General features: G+C 70.9%; 17 protein-coding genes and 1 pseudogene. 9 read left to right on the top strand and 9 right to left on the bottom strand.

Annotated features, from left to right (window positions below; genetic code table 11):
• Positions 1–13 precede the first annotated feature (13 nt).
• Both KYK13_RS35505 and KYK13_RS35500 read right to left on the bottom strand, forming a co-directional pair.
• Entirely contained in the window at positions 14–208 is a 195-nt protein-coding gene (locus KYK13_RS35505) for a hypothetical protein (protein WP_223639015.1), read from the bottom strand.
• A 48-nt stretch (positions 209–256) separates the two neighbouring features.
• On the bottom strand, positions 257–466 hold the full coding sequence (locus KYK13_RS35500; protein WP_223639012.1) for a hypothetical protein: 210 nt from the start codon (positions 464–466) through the stop codon (positions 257–259).
• A 605-nt stretch (positions 467–1,071) separates the two neighbouring features.
• Between KYK13_RS35500 and KYK13_RS35495 the strand changes: the two genes are divergently transcribed.
• The gene (locus KYK13_RS35495) at positions 1,072–3,432 is read left to right on the top strand and encodes a hypothetical protein (RefSeq protein WP_223639009.1); all 2,361 of its coding nucleotides are present in this window, start codon (positions 1,072–1,074) and stop codon (positions 3,430–3,432) included.
• Between the two features lie 43 nt (positions 3,433–3,475).
• Here KYK13_RS35495 and KYK13_RS35490 read toward each other — a convergent pair whose 3' ends face one another.
• The 3 genes from KYK13_RS35490 to KYK13_RS35480 form a co-directional block, all read right to left on the bottom strand.
• Positions 3,476–4,510: a rod shape-determining protein gene (locus KYK13_RS35490; protein ID WP_014400170.1), complete on the bottom strand. Its 1,035-nt coding sequence runs from the start codon at positions 4,508–4,510 to the stop codon at positions 3,476–3,478.
• A gap of 227 nt (positions 4,511–4,737) precedes the next feature.
• Positions 4,738–5,457 (bottom strand): glycosyltransferase family 2 protein, encoded by a 720-nt coding sequence (locus KYK13_RS35485; RefSeq protein ID WP_223639006.1) that lies wholly within the window; start codon positions 5,455–5,457, stop codon positions 4,738–4,740.
• 56 nt (positions 5,458–5,513) lie between these two features.
• Complete coding sequence (locus tag KYK13_RS35480; RefSeq protein ID WP_223639003.1) at positions 5,514–6,980, bottom strand: aminotransferase class I/II-fold pyridoxal phosphate-dependent enzyme; 1,467 nt, start codon at positions 6,978–6,980, stop codon at positions 5,514–5,516.
• Between the two features lie 202 nt (positions 6,981–7,182).
• On the opposite strand from KYK13_RS35480, the gene KYK13_RS35475 reads away from it, so the two are divergent.
• The 8 genes from KYK13_RS35475 to KYK13_RS35440 all read left to right on the top strand — a co-directional run bounded on the left by KYK13_RS35475 (position 7,183) and on the right by KYK13_RS35440 (position 16,145).
• Positions 7,183–7,488 (top strand): hypothetical protein, encoded by a 306-nt coding sequence (locus KYK13_RS35475; protein WP_223639000.1) that lies wholly within the window; start codon positions 7,183–7,185, stop codon positions 7,486–7,488.
• Between the two features lie 66 nt (positions 7,489–7,554).
• Entirely contained in the window at positions 7,555–8,382 is an 828-nt protein-coding gene (locus KYK13_RS35470) for a 2,3,4,5-tetrahydropyridine-2,6-dicarboxylate N-succinyltransferase (protein WP_206787396.1), read from the top strand.
• An 80-nt stretch (positions 8,383–8,462) separates the two neighbouring features.
• Positions 8,463–9,095 carry a cupin domain-containing protein gene (locus KYK13_RS35465; protein WP_223638998.1) on the top strand — a complete coding sequence of 211 codons (633 nt, stop codon included), beginning with the start codon at positions 8,463–8,465 and terminating at the stop codon, positions 9,093–9,095.
• Between the two features lie 45 nt (positions 9,096–9,140).
• Positions 9,141–10,229 (top strand): succinyl-diaminopimelate desuccinylase, encoded by a 1,089-nt coding sequence (dapE, locus tag KYK13_RS35460; RefSeq protein ID WP_223638996.1) that lies wholly within the window; start codon positions 9,141–9,143, stop codon positions 10,227–10,229.
• A 163-nt stretch (positions 10,230–10,392) separates the two neighbouring features.
• Positions 10,393–10,776, top strand: a complete 384-nt coding sequence (locus KYK13_RS35455; RefSeq protein WP_223638994.1) for a cell envelope biogenesis protein TolA — start codon at positions 10,393–10,395, stop codon at positions 10,774–10,776.
• 210 nt (positions 10,777–10,986) lie between these two features.
• A complete protein-coding gene (locus KYK13_RS35450) occupies positions 10,987–13,248 on the top strand; it encodes a family 2 encapsulin nanocompartment cargo protein terpene cyclase (protein WP_223638992.1) in 2,262 nt (753 codons plus the stop codon).
• A 53-nt stretch (positions 13,249–13,301) separates the two neighbouring features.
• Positions 13,302–14,699, top strand: coding sequence for a family 2B encapsulin nanocompartment shell protein (locus KYK13_RS35445; RefSeq protein ID WP_223638990.1), 1,398 nt, complete (start codon positions 13,302–13,304; stop codon positions 14,697–14,699).
• A gap of 45 nt (positions 14,700–14,744) precedes the next feature.
• On the top strand, positions 14,745–16,145 hold the full coding sequence (locus KYK13_RS35440; protein ID WP_223638988.1) for a family 2B encapsulin nanocompartment shell protein: 1,401 nt from the start codon (positions 14,745–14,747) through the stop codon (positions 16,143–16,145).
• 73 nt (positions 16,146–16,218) lie between these two features.
• On the opposite strand, the gene KYK13_RS35435 is transcribed toward KYK13_RS35440, so the two are convergent.
• The 4 genes and pseudogenes from KYK13_RS35435 to glpK form a co-directional block, all read right to left on the bottom strand.
• The gene (locus KYK13_RS35435; RefSeq protein ID WP_223638986.1) at positions 16,219–17,790 is read right to left on the bottom strand and encodes a hypothetical protein; all 1,572 of its coding nucleotides are present in this window, start codon (positions 17,788–17,790) and stop codon (positions 16,219–16,221) included.
• Between the two features lie 190 nt (positions 17,791–17,980).
• On the bottom strand, positions 17,981–19,225 hold the full coding sequence (locus KYK13_RS35430) for a hypothetical protein (protein ID WP_370645222.1): 1,245 nt from the start codon (positions 19,223–19,225) through the stop codon (positions 17,981–17,983).
• Between the two features lie 8 nt (positions 19,226–19,233).
• Complete coding sequence (locus KYK13_RS35425; RefSeq protein WP_223638984.1) at positions 19,234–19,545, bottom strand: 4a-hydroxytetrahydrobiopterin dehydratase; 312 nt, start codon at positions 19,543–19,545, stop codon at positions 19,234–19,236.
• An 84-nt stretch (positions 19,546–19,629) separates the two neighbouring features.
• A pseudogene (gene glpK / locus KYK13_RS35420) lies at positions 19,630–21,112 on the bottom strand (glycerol kinase GlpK).
• Positions 21,113–21,269: the final 157 nt, after the last annotated feature.

Here is a 21,269-nt window from a genome sequence, read left to right as displayed (position 1 = left end):
GCGCGTCGTGCGCTCAGGGGCCCAGGTACAGGTCCAGGGCCGTGTAGGCCGCGCAGAACGGATACGCGAGCAGCAGGCTGTAGGCGAGCTGCAGCGGCGTCAGGTGCCACCGGTCGATGACGCCCCCGGTGGGGCCGCGTTCATCCCTGCGGCGCAGGTAGGCCCCCAACGCGAGGGACACGACCCCGGACATGAGCCATGCGTTCATGGGAGAAGACATCAAGCGCGCTCGGACCGGGACGCAAGCCAGGCCCCGTCACATCCGGTTGAGGAAGAAGCGGACCAGCAGGAACAGCGCCATCGCGTAGGCGTAGCCCAGCAGGACGCGCCCGGCGATGCGCTGCGGCGTCGGCTTGTGCGGCCCGGCCTCCGGTGGTGGCGCACGGCGCTGGTCGCGCATCACGAGGAAGCGCCCCAGGCCGAGCGCGACGATGACGGAGATGATCACGAGGTCGAAGGCACCCATGGCGCGGGAGCTTCGGTCCTCGGCCTGACGGGATTCAAGGCGAGGGCCATGCCGCACCCCGCCAGCGGCGCACGGCAAGAACCGGTCCGGCATTCCGCCAGGCCTCCGCTGGACGGATGGCGCGCCCCCTCGGCAGGGTTTGCCAAAACCTGTCCGACAGCCGGACAGGTTCCGATGGCCCGGCTGGAACGGAGCCCCTGGCCCGCCACGGTCCGTGAACTTGTCCGACAGCCGGACAGGGTTCGGCACTCGGATTGAGTGGCGGCTCCCAGCCGCGGTGTTCCCACGCGGCCGGACAGCCGGACCGTCGGACAGGCTTTGACGGGTCGGGTGGCGGATGCCCCCAGCCGCGTCTGCCCGACGTTGTCCGACTGTCCGACAGGTTCTGGCTGCGCGGCTTCCGGCAGGGGGCTCGGCAGGGTTCTTACGCTCTCATCCGAGGGGACCGCCTTCGGGCTCGGAGGACCGGCTCGACCCTGGATGAGGGAGCCCCTCGCGCGGTTGACGGCGCACGCATCCCTCGGACGGTTCGAGCCTGGGTTTGACAGGATTCCAGGCTTGGGGGCTTGCCTTCCCCCTGCCAGCGCCCGGTTGAATGCGGGCCCATGTCCCTCACCCCTGTCTCGGACCCCAGCGGCCTGCTGGAACGCGCGCCACGTCTGGCGGAGCTCCTTCCGGATGCCGCGTTGTCGGAGGCGCTCGCGCGGGGGGATGCGTGGGCGGTGCACTCGGTGCTGTCGCGCCGGTTGGAGCGTGAGCCGTCCGGCCCCGCTCGGGCGCTGCTGACGGCGCTGGTGGAGGACCGGGGGGCCTTCGTCATCGCGGCCCGCCCTCCGTCCTCGTCCTCCCTGCTGGGGACGGGGGTCCGGTGGAAGGGCGCGCCTCCTCGTGGCGTCCCACCGAATGCACCGTTCGTCGCCGAACGCACCGTGACGGTGTTGGGCATTCCGGTGTGGCCCCTGGACGGCTACCTCGTCCGCGCGGATGGCCAGGGCGTGCTCCAGGTCATCGGGCAGGTGCCGCCTTCGCCGGGCAGGTCGCGCCGCCGCGCTCTGTCACTGGCGGGAATGGCAGTGGGGCTCTGTGCGCTCGCGGGAGCAGGCGGGATGTGGCTGGAGGCTCGCGGCATGCGCACCGTGACGGTCATCAACGGCCTGTCGCGACCCGTGGACGTGCGCATCGGCGGCGAGCACTGGGTGGTGGCGCCCGGGACGCAAGAACAGGGGCGCGTGAAGCTGGGCGACGACCTGCTCCGCGCGGTGACGACCTGGCCCGGCCAGACGCCCGTCATCGAGGACGTGGTGCTCCCGGTGGACGGCGAGCGGCTTCTCTACAACGTGAAGGGCGTGGCGATGCTGGAGGGCACTGCGCCCTCGAAGGGGCCAGACCCGGACGTGCGGCCGTTGCAGGGCAGCGCAGGGGCGTTGCTCGATAACGAGGAACTCCGCGTGGTGTACAGGGATTGGGAGTCCACCGCTCGCGCCCACGCGGAGGCGGGACGTTGGCAGCTCGCGGGCCGGGTGGCCGCCGCGGTCGCGGAGGCGGAGCCGGGGAACAGCCGCGCGCGGGAGTTGGCGGCGCGTGCCCTGCTCATCGTGGATGCGCAGGCCCCCTCGAGCCTCCCGGATGAGCTGCGCTGGCGGAACACCCGCGACTTCGCGCGGATGCTGATGCACACCTGGCAGGAGGACCTGGGCGCGCAATCGCTGGCGCAGGACCTGATGGCCTTCATCGGCCGGGGCTCGGAGGCCCATGCCCGCTACTTGGAGCACGCCGCGCAGCACCCGGACTCACCGCTGGCGGCCCTCTACCTCCAGCGCGCGAGCCCGCCGTCGCCGGGCACCGCCGAGGCCGTCGCCGCATACCAGGCCCTGGCGGCGCGCTTCCCGGACTCGCCCGAGGTGAACCGCGCGTGGCTGGAGGCGCGGTGGCGCTTCGAGCTGGGGGAGCCGCGGTCCCTGGGGGACGGTGAGCGGCAGGCGTACGCCGTCGAAACGGCGAGGCTGGCGCAATCCCTGGCGCAGAAGCACCCGCCGGACACCCTGGAGGCGCTGGAGCTGCACGTGCGCATCCTCCTGCGCGCGCAGCTGCGCGACGCGGCCACGGCGCTGGTGCGCCGTCATGGCCAGGACGCGCGCCACCGGACCTGGGACTTCCTGGTGCTCGCGGGGCGCACGGCGGCCGCCGCCGGTCCCGAGCACACCTCCTATGTGATGCGCGACTGGGTTCCCCCCCTCCTGGCGCGCATGCCAGAGCGCATGGCGATGTTGGCCCTGCTCACCGGCGAGCGCTCACCCAAGGAGGCGGAGCTCGCGGCGGTGACCACGCCCGTGGAGCGCGCCGTGCTGCGCCTCACCCGGGACACGCTGCTCAATCCAAAGCGCGCGCTCGAAGAGGCCGTGGGCGAATCCGAGGCCGTGCTGTCCCGCCTGGACCCGGAGGTCAGCGCGCTGCTCGCGCTGGAGCTCACGCGGGTGGGGGATGCGCGCGCGAAGAATGTCTTCAACGCCTCGCTGCCGCTGATGCTCGCGCGCGCACCGCTGCGCAACCACGTCCTGTCCCTGTCGCGCGCCACCGGACCGGAGCTCCTCCGCCTGGCTCCCGGCCTGCGCGCCGCCGCCACGCTGGTCCACGCCCGGCGCGATGCCCCCGAGGGCCATCCGGTGTTCACGGAGCGGCTGGACGGCCTTGCCCGCATGGATGCGCTCGGCGGCTTCGCGGTCCGCGCCGCCGGCCCCTGGATGCGGCGCGCCTTCGATGCCTGCATGGACGCGAAGGTGGCGCAGCCCCTGCCGCCGGGCATCCACCTGACCGGCGCCACCGCGGAGGAGCAGGCCCGCGGAGAAGATGACCGGGAGGGGCGCCGCCGGAGCTGCGAGGCGCGCATCGTCACCCCCACCGGACTGCCCCTGCCCCGGGCCACCGCCACGGCGACGGCCGGAAACGCGAACGGCGCCGACCCCTGAAACCGGGTCCGGCGCCGTCACGGTACCGCAAGCAGGAGCGCGGTCAGCCCGGCTGGCAGACCTGGCGGAGGATGTCGAGCGACTCCAGCGCCTTGCCCGCGCCAATCACCACGGCGGACAGCGGGTCCTCTGCGAGGAACACCGGCAGGCCCGTCTCCTCGCGGAGCAGCGTGTCCAGGTTCTTGAGCAGCGCGCCGCCACCGGCCAGCACGATGCCGCGGTCCGCGATGTCACCGGCCAACTCCGGCGGCGTGCGCTCCAGCGTCAGCTTCACCGCCTCCACGATGCCGTTGACGGGCTCCGCGAGCGCGTCGCGCACCTCGTCGCTGGACACCGTCAGCGTGCGCGGCACGCCGGCCACCAGGTCGCGACCCTTGATCTCCATGGTCATGACCTCGTCCGTCGGGTACGCCGTGCCGATGCCCATCTTGATGAGCTCCGCTGTGCGCTCGCCGATGAGCAGGTTGTACTTGCGCTTGACGTACTGGATGATCGCCTCGTCCAGCTTGTCACCGCCGATGCGGACGGACTTGGCGAACACGATGCCCGCGAGGCTGATGACCGCGACGTCGGACGTGCCACCGCCGATGTCCACAATCATGTTGCCGCTGGGCTCCGTCACCGGCAGGCCCGCGCCAATCGCCGCGGCCATGGGCTGCTCGATGAGATAGACCTCGCGCGCGCCCGCGTTGGCGGCCGCCTCGCGCACCGCTCGGCGCTCCACCTCCGTGATGCCGGACGGGATGCCAATGATGATGCGCGGGTTCACCAGCGTCTTGCGGTTGTGCGCGCTCTGGATGAAGTAGCGCAGCATCGCGGCGGTGATTTCAAAGTCCGCGATGACGCCGTCCTTCATGGGCCGGATGGCCACGATGTTGCCCGGCGTCCTGCCGAGCATCTCCTTGGCCTCCTTGCCTACGGCGAGCACCTTCTTGCCGCCGCGCGAGTCCTGCTGCACCGCCACGACGGAGGGCTCGTTGGAGACGATGCCCTGGCCGCGGATGTAGATGAGCGTGTTCGCCGTGCCCAGGTCGATGGCGAGGTCGCGCGAAAACAGGGTGTGGAGCCAGTCGAACATACGGGGACGGAAACTTTCGGAAGGGCCGGGAAACTCCCCGCCCTTCAGACGGAGTGCGTTGTCGAAACTACTACGCGCGGCAGGACGGAGGAAGAAAAGCCGGAACCCCTTCCGGGTGCCGCTCGCTGGACAACCAACCGCACCCGTCCGTCTGTTCCCTTGTCCGCATTCGGAGGCCCCCCGCCGCATCCCCTCCAGGACAGCGGCCGGGCGGACGTCCACGTGTTTCAGCGCTTCAGCGAGTACTTCGCGATGGCGTAGAGGGCCCGCACGCCGTCCTTCCAGCCAATCTTCTTGCCCTCCTCGTAGGTGCGCCCGTGGTAGCTGATGGGTACCTCGAAGACGCGCCAGTTGCCGCGCGCCACCTTGGCGGTGATTTCGGGCTCGAAGCCGAACCGGTCCTCCTCCACGTGCACGGAGCGCAGCACCTCCGCGCGGAAGGCCTTGTAGCAGGTCTCCATGTCCGTGAGGTTCAACCCGCTCGTCATGTTGGAGAGCATGGTGAGCGTGTTGTTGAGCACGGTGTGCCAGTAGTACAGCACCCGGCGTGGCGACCCGATGAAGCGGCTGCCGAAGACGACGTCCGCCTCGCCGTCGATGATGGGCTGGATGACCCGCGGGATGTCCTTGGGGTCGTACTCCAGGTCCGCGTCCTGGACGAGGATGATGTCCCCGGTGGCCTCGGCGAAGCCCCGGCGCAGCGCGGCCCCCTTGCCCTGGTTCTTCTCCTGGAAGAGCACCCGGATTTCGTTCCGGTTCTTCGGCGTGCCCCCCAGGACGTCCAGGCCCTGTTCGGACAGCTGACGCAGGAATTCGCGGCTGCCGTCCTTGGAGCAGTCGTCCACCAGGACGAGCTCCTTGGGGAAGTCCACCGCGGTGCAGCGGCGGAGGATTTCCGCCAGGGTGGGAATCTCGTTGTAGACGGGAATGACGAGCGAGACGAGCATGGCGGCCCCGCCCTATCGCATTTCCACCGCCAGGGCGACTCCCTTGCACACAAAATTCAGGAAAGGGCCGCACCCCGGAGCGCGTCCAGCAGGGCCTCCAGGTCCGCGTCCCCGGTGAGCGGGTGGATGAGCGTGGTGCGCAGGTAGACCCCCCGGGGCAGCCGCGTCTGCACCAGGTAGAAACTTCCACGGGAGACCAACACCTCGCGCAGGCGGACCTGGAGCGCGTCCCAGCCCTCGGGCGGGACGTGCGCGGGGGTGTGGCGGAAGCAGACGATGTTGCAGTCCGGCTCCAGCGCCAGCTCGAAGTCCGGCGCGGCGGTGAGCATGCGCGCGAAGCGGCGGCCCTGGTCGTAGGACGCGGTGACGGCCTCCTCGAAGACGCGCGTGCCCAGCACGGACAGGCACGTGTAGACCTTGAGGGCCATCATCTCCTTGGTGCACTCCAGCGTGCGCAGGGCCACATCGCTGTAGGGGCGCGCGTCCTCGCCGTCGCCGTGGAAGAGGTAGTGGGCCTCCTGGGAGAAGGCGTCGAAGGAGCGCGCGCCGTCGCGGAAGAGCACCGCCGTCACCAGCGCGGGCATGAGCAGCCCCTTGTGCGCGTCCCACACCACGGAGTCCGCCCGCTCGATGCCCTTCACCTGCGCGCGGTACTTCGGGCTCAAGGCCGCGGCGGCCCCGTGCGCGCCGTCCACGTGGAACCACAGGCCGTGCGCTTGCGCGAAGTCCGCCACGGGCTCCAGCGGGTCGAAGGCGCCGGTGGAGGTGGAGCCCGCGCTGGCCGCCACCGCGATGACCTTCCTCCCCGCGCGGGTGGCCCGCTCGAGCGCGTCCTCCAGGGCGTCCGGCCGCACGCGGAAGCGGTCATCCACGTCCACCGGGGTGAGGCCGCCCTCGCCCCAGCCCATGATGCGGACCGCGCGGGCCAGGGAGTAGTGGGCGGAGCGGGGGACCAGCACCGTGAGGGGCGGACCCGCGTGCGCGCCGCCGTTCCACGCGTCGTAGCCGGCCTTCGCCTGGCGCGCGGCGAGCAGGGCGGTGAGGTTGCCCGCGCTGCCACCGGAGGTGAGGACGCCCCGGGCGCTCGGGGGCAGGCCCAGCTTCGCCGCCATCCACGCGAGCACGTGGAGCTCCATCGCGGTGGCGACGGGGCCCATCTCGTACACGGCCATGCCGTTGTTGAGCAGCGACGATACCGCATCGCACAGCGCCGACAGCGGCACGGGCGCCGTCACCTGGTGGCCCACGTAGCGCGGGTGGTGCAGGTGGTGCGAGCCCTCCAGCACCCGCGCCATCAACCCGGCGAAGGCCGTGGAGACCTCCAGGGCCGGCTCCTCCGGGAAGGGCGCGGCGAAGCGCTCCTGGTTCACCGCCGGCGGGGCCCAGGGCAGCACCGGCATCGCGCCCCCGCCGAGCGCGGCCTTCAGATAGTCCGCGAGCTGATCCATCAGGGCGTGGGCGGTGGCCCGGAAGGCCTCCGGTTCATAGGCGGCGCGCAGCGGCGGGAAGACGGGGGTCGTCATGGCGGACGCACGCTACCGGGCGCGCCTCTTCCAGGCGCGCGAAACCCAAGGCCCCGAGGGCCCCGGCGGGCTCCAGGCCGGACGGCCGGTGGCTCCCTCCCGCTCCGGGAGGGGGCGGGCGGGCAGGGGCCCGGCGGAGGGTGGCGGCTCGCGGCGCCCGGGGGCCGTCCCCACCTTTCCCGCGCACGGGAGGAGACGACCGATGGCTTTCGACGATACGCCGTTCGAGCGGCGCTCCATTGTGGGCGGCATGCGGGTCCGGGCACCGGACGGGAAGTTCCTGGGCTACGTGGCCTTCATCGGACAGGAGCACCTCTATGTCCGGCACTCGCCCTTCAGTCACCACTGGAAGGAGGTGCCCCTGTCCGCCGTGGGCCGGGTGCTCCGGGGCGCGGTGGTGCTGCGCGAAGGCACCGGGCCGCTGGTCGCCGCGGACAAACTGCATCACGGGGAAATCCTGACGCAGACCCATCCGCTGGCGCTGGTGCCGGGGGCGTCGCACGCCTGACGGGCCGTCCGGCGGTGGGCATTGAGGGAGGGCGCGGACACCTGAAGTGTGATTCAACTCGCCGCCATGGCGACCTCTCTCGAAGAGCTTTCCCAGCGGGTGTCCGCGGCGTTCGCGGACCGGGCGAAACTGAAGGACGCGGACACGGTGGCGGCGGTGCGTGAGACGCTCGCGCGGCTGGACTCCGGTGAGCTGCGCGTCGCGGAGAAGGGCCCGGAAGGCTGGCGGGTCAACGCCTGGGTGAAGGAGGCCATCCTCCTGTTCTTCGCCGTGTCGGAGATGCGGGTGATGGAGGTGGGCCCCTTCGAGTTCCACGACAAGGTGCCGCTGAAGAAGGGCCTGGAGGCGGCGGGCGTGCGCGTGGTGCCGCCGGGCACCGTGCGCTATGGCGCCTTCGTGGAGAAGGGCGCGGTGGTGATGCCCGGGTACGTGAACATCGGCGCGCGGGTGGGCGCGGGCACCATGGTGGACACGTGGGCCACGGTGGGCTCGTGCGCGCAGGTGGGCCGCAACGTCCACCTGTCAGGCGGCGTGGGTCTGGGCGGCGTGCTGGAGCCGCCCACCGCGTCGCCGGTCATCATCGAGGACGGCGCGTTCCTGGGCAGCCGCTCCATCGTGGTGGAGGGCGTGGTGGTGGAGGAGGAGGCGGTGCTCGGCGCCAACGTGGTGCTGACCGCGTCCACGCAGATCATCGACGTCACCGGGCCCCAGGAGGTCATCCACAAGGGCCGCGTGCCGGCGCGCAGCGTGGTGATTCCGGGCATGCGGGAGAAGCAGTTCCCCGCCGGGAAATACATGGTCCCGTGCGCGCTCATCATCGGGCAGCGCAAGGCGTCCACCGACCAGAAGACCAGCCTCAACGCCGCCCTGCGGGACTTCGCCGTCGCGGTGTGAGCTGGCGGGAAATCCGCCGCTGGCGGGGTCGCGTATAGAAAAGGACGCGACGCGATACACCCGCTGGCTCTCGTGAAGACATGGAACACCTCGACGACATCCTCCCCGAGTGGCTGCTCGGGACCCTGGAGCCGGACCGGCGCGAGGCCGCGGCCCGGCACCTGGACGGCTGTGCGCGCTGCCGGGCGGAAGCCGCCCGGCTGGCGCCCGCCGTGGATGCGCTGGGGACGCTCGTCCCGCCGGTGGCGCCTCCGGAGTCGGTGCTCCAGCAGCTGATGGACCGGATGGAGGGGCCCGGCCGCTTCGCCCGCTGGGCCGGGAAGGTGGCCGCGTTCCTGGGCGTGACGGAGGGGCGGGCCCTCGAGCTGCTGGCGTCCATGGCGGAGCCGTCCAACTGGATGCCCGGCCCGGTGCGGGGCGTGGAGCTGATGCCGGTGGAGACGGGCCCTTCGCGCGAGGGGATGATGGCCGCCGTCGTGCGCCTGCTCCCCGGCGTGCGCTACCCGCGCCATGCGCACCAGGGCCGCGAGTGGAACCTGGTCCTGGAGGGCGGCTTCCGCGAGGGCACCGGCCACGAGGTGTGGCCCGGTGACGAGCTGGAGAAGGCGGACGGTTCGCTGCACGACTTCACCGCGCTGCAGGGCCCCGCGTGCCTCTGCGTCACGGTGTTGGAGGGCGCCACCTCCTTTGAGGAGCAGGTGGACGGCGCCTGAGAGGACGGTGTGCCGGGCGCGGCCGGGGAGTATGGTGCTTCGCGCATGGCCTCCAACGACCTCGCCACCCGCCTTGCCCGGACGACGCTCGAGCTGTGTCGCATTGAAAGCCCCATTGGCCACGAGGGTCCCATCGCGGACCACGTGGAGGGCTGGGCGCTGAAGCACTTCCGCCGCGAGGAGGTCTTCCGCGTCGGGCACACGCTGCTCCTGGGCTCGTTGGAGGACCCCCGCCCCACGGTGGCGCTCATCGGCCACCTGGACACGGTGCCCATGCACCCCGGGGATATGGGCCGCGCTCCGCGCATCGAAGGGGAGCGCGTGCACGGCCTGGGCGCTTCCGACATGAAGGGCGGCGTCGCGGTGATGATGGCGCTGGCGGAGGACCTCGAGCGCGATGCCCTGCCCGTCAACGTGGCCTTCCTCCTGTACGAGCGCGAGGAGGGCGCCTACGCGGAGAGCGGCCTCATCCCGCTGTACGCGAAGCGGCCGGACCTCTCCCGCGTGAAGTTCGGCATCGCCATGGAGCCCACGGACGGCGTGGTGCAGGTGGGCTGCGTCGGCAGCATGCAGGTGACCGTCCGCTTCACGGGGCGCAGCGCGCACTCGGCCCGGCCGTGGCAGGGGGAGAACGCCATCCACAAGGCGGGGCCGCTGCTCACGGAGCTGTTGGGCCGCGAGCGCGTGGAGGTGAACGTCGCGGGCTTCCCCTTCTATGAAGTCATCAGCGCCACGCTGGCCAAGGGAGGCCGTGCGCGCAACGTGGTGCCGGAGGCGTTCGAGCTGAACCTCAACTACCGCTTCGCGCCGGGCAAGAGCGTGGCGCAGGCGAAGGAGGACGTGCTGGCGCTGGTGGCGGGCCGCGCGGAGGTGGAGTTCACGGACGCGTCCCCCAGCGGGCCGGTGGCCGCGGGCAACCCGCTGTTCCAGCGGCTGATGTCGCTCACGGGGCTGCCCGCGGCGTCGAAGCAGGCGTGGACGGACGTGGCCCGCTTCGGCGAGTGGGGCGTGGACGCGGTGAACTTCGGACCCGGCGAGACGGCGCAGGCGCACCAGCTCCATGAGAGCGCGCCGATTCCTCCCTTGGCCGTGGCGTATGAGAAGCTGGCCGCGTTCCTCAGGGGCGCGGCGTAGCGGCACCGGCCCCGCGGTGTGCTCCGGGGCCGGATTCTCGGCCTCGCGCGGGATGTGGCAACGCGCGCATTCGTCATCTGGCGTGCATCTGCGCAGGGGGCCATGCGTGCAACCGTGGCGGTTGCGCTTACCCTTGCAGGGTCGTCATCCCTGGAGGTCGTTGATGCACGCCGAGTCGAACATGCAGGACCCGAACGAGACCCCGTCGTCCAACACGATGCTGCCGGTCGGTGAGGCGACGCCCGCCGCCACGCCGTCGCGCCGCCGCTCCTCCGGCGCGCGCAAGGGCGCGCGCAAGGCGTCGTCCCGCCGCACGGGGGCCGCGAAGAAGGCGACCTCCAAGCGCACCACGGCGAAGAAGGCCGCGGGCAAGCGCACCGCGAAGAAGGCCGCGGGCAAGCGCGGCGCCGCGAAGAAGGCCACCGCCAAGCGCGGCGCCCGCAAGGCCCCGGCCCGTCGCGCCGCCGCCGGCCGCACCGCGCGCAAGTCGTCCGGCCGCGGCACGTCCGCGCGCAAGAGCTCCACGCGCCGCTCCACGCGCCGCTAGACGGTCGCGCGCGGGTCACGCGGGGAGGCGGACGTCGCTGGACTCCCCGCAGGAGTTCTCTTCTTCTCATCTGCTGAACAGAGTGGGTCATCCTCCATCCCCGCGAATCCTTATTCGCGGGATTAATCGATTTTTCCTGCTCAAACTGATACTCGTGGTGTTGACCATTGGACGACAGTACAAGCCCTCGGGGTTCAACGAGGGGTGTGCATGTCCAAGGGCAAGCAGAAGCAACCGTTCCAGTTGCCGGAGTTCTACGTGCCCTGGCCGGCGCGCCTGAACCCGAACGTGGAGGCGGCCCGCGCGCACACCAAGGCGTGGTCGTACCAGATGGGCATCCTGGGGCCGCCCCGGGATGGCACGGACCGGGAGGTGTGGTCCGAGCGCCGCTTCGACGGCATGGACTACGCGCTGCTCTGTGCGTACACGCACCCGGAGGCGCCGGGCCCGGAGCTGGACCTCATCACGGACTGGTACGTCTGGGTCTTCTACTTCGACGACCACTTCCTGGAGGTCTTCAAGTACTCGCGCGACGTGAAGGGCGGCCAGGCCTACCTGGACCGGCTGCCGCTGTTCATGCCGCTGGACATGTCCCAGACGCCGCCGGAGCCCACCAACGCGGTGGAGCGCGGCCTCTGGGACCTGTGGCAGCGCACCGTGCCCTCCATGTCCATGGACTGGCGCCGCCGCTTCTTCGAGAACACCAAGCACCTGCTCGATGAATCGATGTGGGAGATCGAGAACATCAGCGAGGCGCGCGTCTCCAATCCCATCGAGTACATCGAGATGCGCCGCAAGGTGGGCGGCGCGCCCTGGTCGTCGGACCTGGTGGAGCACGCCGTGGCCGCGGAGATTCCGGCCCGCGTCGTGAAGAGCCGGCCGATGCGCGTCTTCAAGGACACGTTCTCCGACGCGGTGCACCTGCGCAACGACCTGTTCTCCTACGAGCGCGAGCTGGAGGAGGGGGAGCTCTCCAACGGCGTGCTGGTGGTGGAGAAGTTCCTCGACTGCGACACCCAGCGCGCGGCGGACCTGGTCAACGACCTGCTGACCTCCCGGCTCCAGCAGTTCGAGACGACGTTCGCCACGGAGCTGCCGTGGCTCTTCGCGGAGTACGCGCTCAACCCGGTGGAGCAGGCCCAGGTCCTCACGTACCTGCGCGGGCTCCAGGACTGGCAGTCCGGCGGCCACGAGTGGCACATGCGCTCCAACCGCTACATGAACCAGCACTCGGAGGAGCGCCCGGCGCTGTCCATCCCCGTGCCGTCCGGCCTGGGGACCTCCGCGCTGCGGATCCCGCTGACGGCCGGCGGGCTGGGGCTGGGGCCTCGCGCCCGCTCCTTGAGCCACGTGCCGCGCCAGCACGTGGGCCCCACGAAGCTGCCGAAGTTCTACGCGCCGTACAGCACGTACCTGAGCCCCCACCTGGACCGCGCGCGCAAGAACTCCAAGGACTGGGCGCGGCGCGTGGGCATGCTGGAGGTGGTGCCCGTCGTGGGGTTCTACGTCTGGGACGACCACAAGTTCGACGCGGCGGACGTGGCCCTCTGCGGCGCGCTCATCCACCCGGACGCGACACCGGAGCAGCTGGACCTGACGGCGTGCTGGCTCGTCTGGGGCACCTACGCGGACGACTACTTCCCCATGCTCTACGCGAACACGCGGGACATGGCGGGCGCGAAGGTGTTCACCGCGCGGCTGGGCCAGTTCATGCCGGATGACGTGGAGGCCGCCAACGCGGCGGTGCCCACCAACCCGGTGGAGCTGGGCCTGGCGGACCTGTGGAAGCGCACCGCCGGCCCGCTGTCGCCGCGCGGCCGGAAGCTGTTCCGCAATGCCATCCAGGACATGACGGACAGCTGGGTGTGGGAGCTGAACAACCAGCTGCTCAACCGCGTGCCGGACCCCGTGGACTACGTGGAGATGCGCCGCAAGACGTTCGGCTCGGACCTCACCATGAGCCTGTCGCGCCTCTCCAAGGGTGACGCGGTGCCGGAGGACGTCTTCAACACCCGCACGCTGCGCGGGCTGGAGAACTCCGCCGCGGACTACGCCTGCTTCGTCAACGACCTCTACTCCTACCAGAAGGAGATCGAGTTCGAGGGCGAGCTGAACAACTGCGTGCTCGTGGTCCAGAAGTTCCTGGGCGTGGACAAGGACGAGGCCGTGCGCGTGGTCAACGCGCTGATGACCGCGCGCATGAAGCAGTTCGAGCACCTGGTGGCGAAAGAGCTGCCGGTGGTCATCCGCACCTTCGGCCTGGATGAGAAGGCGCAGGAGAAGTTGCACAAGTACGTGGAGCAGCTCCAGCAGTGGATGGCGGGCATCCCGCGGTGGCACGCGGGGGTGACCCGTTACACCGAGACGGAGCTCCTCCACGACGCGGCGCCCAAGCTCAAGGCCGGGAACGTGTCCGGCCTGGGCAGGTCCGCGATGCGCATCGCCGAGCTGTTCCGCGCCACCAGGCCCTGAGTTCGACCGCAGTCCGACGCTTTCCGGAACCTCAACCTGAAGAAGGGTGACCCATGTCCAACGACACGAAGAAGTTCGACGACAACAACCAGAGCCTTGGCACGCAGGCGGCGCGTCAGCTGGCGACGACGACCAAGTCCGAGCCGCAGATGCAGGGCATCTCCTCGCGGTGGCTGCTCAAGCTGCTGCCGTGGGTGCAGGTGTCCGGCGGCACGTACCGCGTCAACCGCCGCATGACCTACGCGGTGGGCGACGGCCGCGTCACCTTCACCAGCACCGGCGCCAGGGTGCAGGTGATTCCGCAGGAGCTGGGGGAGCTGCCCCTCCTGCGCGGCTACGAGGACGTGGACGCGCTCACCGCGCTGGCCAACCGCTTCGAGCAGAAGGAGTACAAGGCCGGTGAGGTCATCACCGAGGCCGGCCACGAGGCGGACTCCATCGTCCTCATCGCGCACGGCAAGGTGAACCGCATCGGCAAGGGCAAGTACGGCGAGCCGGTGGTGCTGGAGACGCTGGCGGACGGCGACCACTACAGCTACCAGGCGCTGCTGGAGTCGCAGGACTACTGGCAGTTCACGGCCAGGGCCGTGACGCCGGTCATCGCGCTCGTCCTCCAGCAGTCCGCCTTCGAGGCGGTGGTGGCGCAGGTGCCGTCGCTGCAGAAGCACATCGAGCAGTTCAAGGCCCGCTCCAAGAAGAAGCAGGACACCTCCGGCCAGAAGGCCATCGAGCTGGCGGCCGGCCACCACGGCGAGCCGGTGCTGCCCGGCACCTTCGTGGACTACGAGACGCACCCGCGCGAGTACGAGCTGTCCGTCGCGCAGACCGTGCTGCAGATCCACACGCGCGTCGCGGACCTCTTCAATGACCCCATGAACCAGACCCAGCAGCAGCTGCGTCTGACGGTGGAGGCGCTGAAGGAGCGCAAGGAGCACGAGCTCATCAACAACCGCGACTTCGGCCTGCTGCACAACGCGGACCTGAAGCAGCGCATCCACACCCGCTCGGGCGCGCCGACGCCGGACGACATGGACGAGCTGTTGGCCACGGTGTGGAAGGAGCCGTCGTTCTTCCTGGCCCACCCGCGCGCCATCGCCGCGTTCGGGCAGGAGTGCAACAAGCGGGGCATCTACCCCACCAGCGTCGAGATGAACGGGAACCACGTGCCCGCGTGGCGCGGCATCCCCATCGTGTCCTGCAACAAGATCCCCGTCTCCGAGTCGCGCACCACGTCCATCATGCTGATGCGCGCGGGTGAGAAGAACCAGGGCGTCGTGGGTCTGCACCAGGCGGGCATCCCGGATGAGATCGAGCCCAGCCTCAACGTCCGGTTCATGGGCATCAACGAGAAGGCCATCATGAACTACCTGGTGACCGCGTACTTCTCCGCGGCGGTGCTCACGCCGGACGCGCTGGGCATCCTGGAGAGCGTGGAGCTGGGCCGCTCGTAGTCGTCGCAGTCCCCCTGACTTCGCATCCGAACGGAAGGCATTTCCATGGCGAATCCAGACAACGACCTGGCGAACCACGAGTCCACCAGCCTGAGCACGGCCGGCGCCCGCCAGCTCGCGACGACCACCAAGACGCAGCCGGTGATGCAGGGCATCTCGCCCCGCTACCTGCTGAGCATCCTGCCCTGGGTGCAGGTGTCCGGCGGCACGTACCGCGTGAACCGGCGGCTGACGTACACCGTGGGCGACGACCGGCTGAACTTCAGCAACATCGGCGCCAAGGTGGAGATCATCCCCCAGGAGCTGCTCAAGCTGCCGCTGATGCGGGGCTTCCAGGACGTGGATGACCTGCTCATCCGCACCCTGGCCAGCCGCTTCACCCAGCAGCAGTACAAGCCGGGAGAGAACATCGTGGAGGCGGGGAGGTCCGCCGAGCACGTCATCCTCATCGCGCACGGCAAGGCGCAGAAGCTGACGGCCGGCAAGTACGGCGACCCCGTCGTGCTGGAGACGCTGGCGGACGGCGACCACTTCGGCGACCAGGCGGTGGTGGAGTCGAACGACGTGTGGCCCTTCACCGTCAAGGCCCTCACGGCCTGCACGGTGATGGCGCTGCCGCAGGAGGTGTTCGAGTCCCTCATCGCCCAGTCCCCCGTGCTGAAGGCGCACGTGGAGCGCTACACGGCGAGCCTGAAGAAGCCCCAGGACAAGGCGGGGCAGGCGGCCATCGCGCTCGCGGCGGGCCACCACGGCGAGCCGGTGCTGCCCGGCACCTTCGTGGACTACGAGCTGAAGCCGCGCGAGTACGAGCTGAGCGTGGCGCAGACCATCCTGCGCGTGCACACCCGCGTGTCGGACATCTTCAACGACCCGATGAACCAGACGCAGGAGCAGCTGCGGCTGACCATCGAGGCGCTGAAGGAGCGCAAGGAGTGGGAGCTCATCAACAACCCGGAGTTCGGCCTGCTGCACAACGCCGACCTCAAGCAGCGCATCAACACCCGCTCGGGTCCGCCGACGCCGGACGACATGGACGAGCTGGTGTCGCGCCGCCGCAAGACGCGCTACTTCCTGGCGCACCCGCGCGCCATCGCGGCGTTTGGCCGGGAGTGCAACAAGCGCGGCCTGTACCCCACGGTGGTGGACGTGGGCGGGGCGAAGTTCCAGGCGTGGCGCGGGGTGCCCATCCTCCCGTGCGACAAGCTGCCCATCAGCCGGGAGAACACCACCTCCATCATCGCCATGCGCACCGGTCAGGAGGACCAGGGCGTGGTGGGCCTGCACAACGCGGGCATCCCCGACGAGGTGGAGCCGAGCCTCACCGTGAAGCGCATGGCCGTCAACGACCAGGCCATGACGAACTACCTGGTGAGCACCTACTACTCCGCCGCCGTGCTCGTCCCGGACGCGCTGGGCGTGCTGGAGAACGTGGCGCTCGGCGGCTGAGGCGCTTCAAGCCGTGAGGTGTGAGCGGGCCCGGTGCATGCGTGCGCCGGGCCCGTTCTTCCTTGGCGTCCGCCTAGTACTTCACGCGCACCAGGAACACGTCGCCGCGCGCGGGCTTGAGCTTGCCCAGGCCGAAGTCCGTGACGCGGTCGGTGTCGCCGAACAGCACCGCGTCGCCGTCCGGCATCAACGTCACCGCGGGCACCGCCTCCATGCCGTACAGCTCGCCGCGCGCTTCCGGCGCGGCGGCCAGGAAGAGGTGCGACGCCAGCGGCTGGCCCGTGGGGTCGAAGCGCTGGGTGAAGAGCTGCGCGGACCCCAGGCCGTCCGCGTTGGTGGTGCCGTTCTCCAGCCACGAGTACGTGTAGCCCACCACCAGCACCTCGCCGGTGGAGTGGATGGCCACGCCCTGCACGGACGCGTCCACGCCCAGGTCGCGCGCCCAGCGCTCGGTGCCGTCCGCGCCCGTCACCACCACGAAGGGGCTGGGGCTGGCCGCGCCCTTCAGCGACGCGCCCGCCCAGGAGAAGCTGCCCAGGAAGTCGCCGCCCGCCACCACGTCGCCCGCGGCGTCGCGGCTCACGTCCCGGACGCTGCCCTTCACGCCGGGCCGCGGCTTCGCCCAGCCGAGCGCGCCGTTCTCCCGGTACAGCGCCACGAAGGGGCTGCCCGAGTCAGCCCCCTGCGTGACGGTGGTCCCGAAGCGCACCGTGCCCACGTAGCGCCCCGCCACCACCACGCTGCCGTCCGCGCCGGGGGCCAGGGACAGGGGCTCGGCGCCCGCGCCCGAGGACTCCGCGCTGCCCACGGCGAAGACGCGCTCCGCCGTGCCCTCCGCCGTGAACACCGCCACGCCGGCCGGTGCCCCCTTCACCTCGTTGCCCAGGTCCACGGAGCCCGGCGCGGTGTAGGCCACGTACAGCCGCCCGTTCGCGTCCGAGGCCACGTCCTTCACCGTCAGGTCGCCGGGCACCTGGTGCGCCCAGAGCGTCACGCCGTCCGCGGACAGCCGGGCGACGATGGCGCCGTCGCTGAGCTTGCCCGTGCCCAGGTCCACCGTGCCCTGGATGTTGCCGGCCAGGAACATGCCCCCCGCGCCGTCCGCCGCCACGCGGGCCTGCACGTCCGCGCGCAGCGACTCCGGCGTGGGGGCCACGCGCACCTCATACGCGTGCGTCCACAGCGTCTGCCCCGCGCCGGTGCGCCGCGTGAGGACCAGCTCCACCGCGTCATCCGTGGGCGCGCGCGCGTCCAGGTCGTCGTAGCCGTGCGCGGCGGCGGTGAAGAGGTCGCCCGTGGCGCCGTCCACCGCCAGGTCCAGCGCCAGGTCATCCTGCGCGGTCCCCTCCTTCACGAGCCACAGCGTGGCCCCCGACGCCGGTGGCGGCGTCTGCGGCTGCGTGGCCGGAGGCGGCTGGGTCTGCGGATTGCCGTTGCCCGGCGGCGTCTGCGTGCCGCTGCCCGGCGGGGGAACGTCGACGGGGACCGAAGGTTGATCCGCCGGCGGACACCCCGTCTTCGAATCCTGGCAGTTGCCCGGAGCGGGCTTGTCGGCCCCGCCTCCGCACCCCCACCCTCCGCCCGCCGCGAAACCCAGCACCGTCGCACCCACGACAGCCCGGCGCCACCCCCGCCCCAGATGCATGGAACCCCCTCCGTCTACGGCAGGGTTCGCATGCCATCCCACACCGGCAAATACGGCACGGAAGGTTGCTCGGCTGGCCGCTGCGCGACGGCGGATCCGTCGCGCGGATGGGGCTGTGGAAGCCGTGGATGGGCGACGCGAGCACCCACGAGGGTCCTCGCGTTTACCCACCCATGGTCAATGGCAGACACTACCGCCAGAAGCCGATGGAGACGCCCCAGTTGGAGTAGCGGCTCGCCAGGTCGAACGAGGCGGTGAGCGACCAGTCCTCCCAGTAGCGCAGCACGAACAGCTCGAAGCCGCCGGTGAGGTGCGGCCGGGGGTTGCGGCCCTGGAAGGGGGACGGCTCCAGCCAGGTGCCCGCGCGCAGGCGCAAGAGGCCCGGGAAGGTGTCCCACTCCGCGCCCAGGCGCGGCTGGAAGAGGGCGGTGTCGCCCACGAACTGCGGCGCCGTGGTGGTGGCGAGCGAGCGCGCCGCCACCGCGTTGCTCACGCTGGAGATGAGGTCCACCTGCGCGGTGATGAGCCAGCGTCCCGCCAGCGCGTCGCGGGGCTCCTCCTCCGGCACCGGCAGTGCGTCTCCGTCCACCTGCAGCTGCCGCCGGGCGGCGGGGGACAGCCGGTTGTAGCGGTGCGCGCCCTCGCCCAGCCGCCAGCTGGCGCCCAGCGACAGCACCGCGGGTGACACCACGGCCGCGTAGACCTGCCGCCCCACGATGAAGGGGCTCTGGTCGTCATCGCGGCGCCAGCCCGCCACCACCTCCGGACGCACCGACACGCCGATGCGGTAGGGCCGCCCGTGCGGACGGAAGAGCATGTCCACCGCCACGCCGGTGTCGCCGTAGCGCCAGGACTCGTCGCCCAGGGCGTTGAAGCTGGCCTGCGCGGAGAAGATGCCCAGCGACAGGATGAAGTCGTCCTGGCCAAAGGCCACCGAGCCCGCGAGCACGGACTGGGTGAGGGAGATGCGCAGCTTGTCGCCCTCGCCGCGGCAGCCCAGGGTGATGCAGTAGCCGGTGCGGCTGTTGCGCCACAGGAAGCCGATGCCGAAGCGCTTGTATTGCAACATCAGCGCGCCCAGCAGCTGGCGGCTGTCCACGGTTTCATCCGCCAGGCCGTCGTTGTCCACGTCCCGGCGCTTGGTGCCGGTGAAGGGCAGGTCCAGCCAGGACAGGGTGACGCCCAGGTCCCAGTCCCGGTCCAGGGACGGGCTGCGCTGGGCCAGGGCGGCCAGGTTGCTGGACACGCCTGCCGCGCCCTCGGCGATGCCCACGTAGGCGCCGCCCAGGCCCACCACGCGCGCGGAGCCCAGGAGCGCGCCAGAATTGAAATACAGACGCTCCGGCCGGGGCTCGGTGGGGACGTCTTGCTGGGCCAGGGCCGGGAGCGCGGCGAGGGACACCGCGCAGGCCAGGGCCGCCAGGAGACCGCGCACGCCGGGAATCACCGGGCCGCGGCCCCTTCGCTGAAGAGGCGGTCCGCCTCCGCCGCCAGGGCGGTGTCGCGCGAGGTGAGGCCGCCCGCGTCGTGCGTCACCAGCGCCAGCGTCACCTTGCGCCACCGGATGTCGATGTCCGGGTGGTGGTCCGCGGCCTCGGCCGCCTTCGCCACGCGCTCCACGAAGGCGATGCCCTCCAGGAACGAGGGCGCCTCATAGGTGCGGCGGATCATCCCGCCCTCGTGCTTCCAGGCGGGGTGCTGGGTGAGGAAGGTCTGGAGCGCATCCGGGGAGAGCAACGTGCGGTCGTAGGCCATGGCGGCCGTTCTACCCGCTCCCCCGCCCGATGGAAGCCCCGGCGCGTTCAATGCGCCGGGCCCCGGTGTTTCATCTGTCTCATGTCAGGCGCGCGAAACCGCCTGCTTCCATTTTTCCAGGTGGCGCGCGCACCTCGGGCTTCATCTTCGGCTTGAAGGTCCGGTCCGCCTTCCACGCGCGGCGGATGGCGTCCGGGCTGGTCCACACGCCCGCACCCAGGCCGCCCAGGAAGGCCGCGCCCAGGGACGTGGTCTCCAGGTTGCGCGGACGGACCACCGGCACGCCCAAGAGGTCCGCCTGGTACTGCATGAGCAGGTTGTTGGCCGCGGCGCCGCCGTCCGCCTTGAAGACGGGGATGTCCCGCCCACTGTCGCGGCGCATGGCCTCCGCCAGGTCGTGGATCTGGAGCGCCACGCCCTCCAGCGTCGCGCGCGCCAGGTGCGCCACGGTGGTGGAGCGGTCGATGCCGGCGAACAGGCCGCGCGCCTCCGGGCGCCAGTGCGGCGCGCCCAGGCCCGCGAGCGCCGGGACGAAGACGACGTCCCCGGAGTCCTTCACGCTGGCGGCCAGCGCCTCCACGTCCGGGGCCTTCTTGATGACCTTGAGCCCGTCGCGCAGCCACTGCACGGCGGCGCCCGCGATGAAGGAGCTGCCCTCCAGCGCGTAGTGCGTGGTGTTGCCCAGCTTCCACGCCACGGTGGTGAGCAGCCCCGCGGTGGAGCGCACCGGCTGCGTGCCGGTGTTCATGAGGAGGAAGGCGCCGGTGCCATAGGTGCACTTGGATTCGCCGGGCTCGAAGCACGCCTGCCCGAAGAGGGCCGCCTGCTGGTCGCCGGCCATGCCCGCGACGAGGATGCCGTCCGGCAGGCTGCGCATGCCGCGCGTGGTGCCGTACACCTCCGCGTTGCCGCGGATCTCCGGCAGGCAAGAGCGCGGCACGCCCAGGAGCGAACACAGCTCGTCATCCCAGCTGAGCGTGCGCAGGTCCATGAGCAGCGTGCGGCTGGCATTGGACACGTCCGTGACGTGGGCGGCGCCGCCGGTGAGCTTGAAGACGAGCCACGAGTCCATGGTGCCGAAGCACACGTCTCCGCGCTCGGCGCGCTTCCTGGCGCCCTTGAGGTGATTGAAGAACCAGGTGAGCTTGGTTCCGGAGAAGTAGGGGTCCAGCACCAGGCCCGTCACCTCGCGCACGCGGGGCTCCACGCCCTGCGCCTTGAGCTGCTGACAGATGTCCGCGGTGCGGCGGTCCTGCCAGACGATGGCGTGGGCCAGGGGCTCGGCGGTCTCCCGGTCCCAGAGGCCCGTCGTCTCACGCTGGTTGGTGATGCCCACCACGGCGATGTCGCTGCCGGTGAGGCCGGCGCTCTTGAGGGCGCGGGCGATGCACCACTCGCTGGTGTTCCAGATGTCGATGAGGTTGTGCTCCACCCACGACGGCTTGGGGAAGTGCTGGGGCAGCTCCTTGTAGGAGCGGCCCACCACCTGCAACCGGGTATCGAGGATGGAGACGTGGGTTCCCGTGGTGCCCTGGTCCAGCGCCAGGACGTATCTCGCCTTCGCCATGCGTGCGGAGCCTCTCTCGTCGGCCAGTGGCCGGACACGGAAGGGGACCCTACTCCAAGCGGAGGCGCCGCCACTGACGGAGCGTGCGAGATGTCAGGCACCGGGAGCTGTCCGTGGAACGCTCCCGTGCCCGCGTGGGGGTGCCATGGCGGTGCGC

Source organism: Corallococcus sp. EGB, assembly GCF_019968905.1.
GTDB lineage: Bacteria > Myxococcota > Myxococcia > Myxococcales > Myxococcaceae > Corallococcus.
This window is presented reverse-complemented; position numbering and strand designations above follow the sequence as displayed.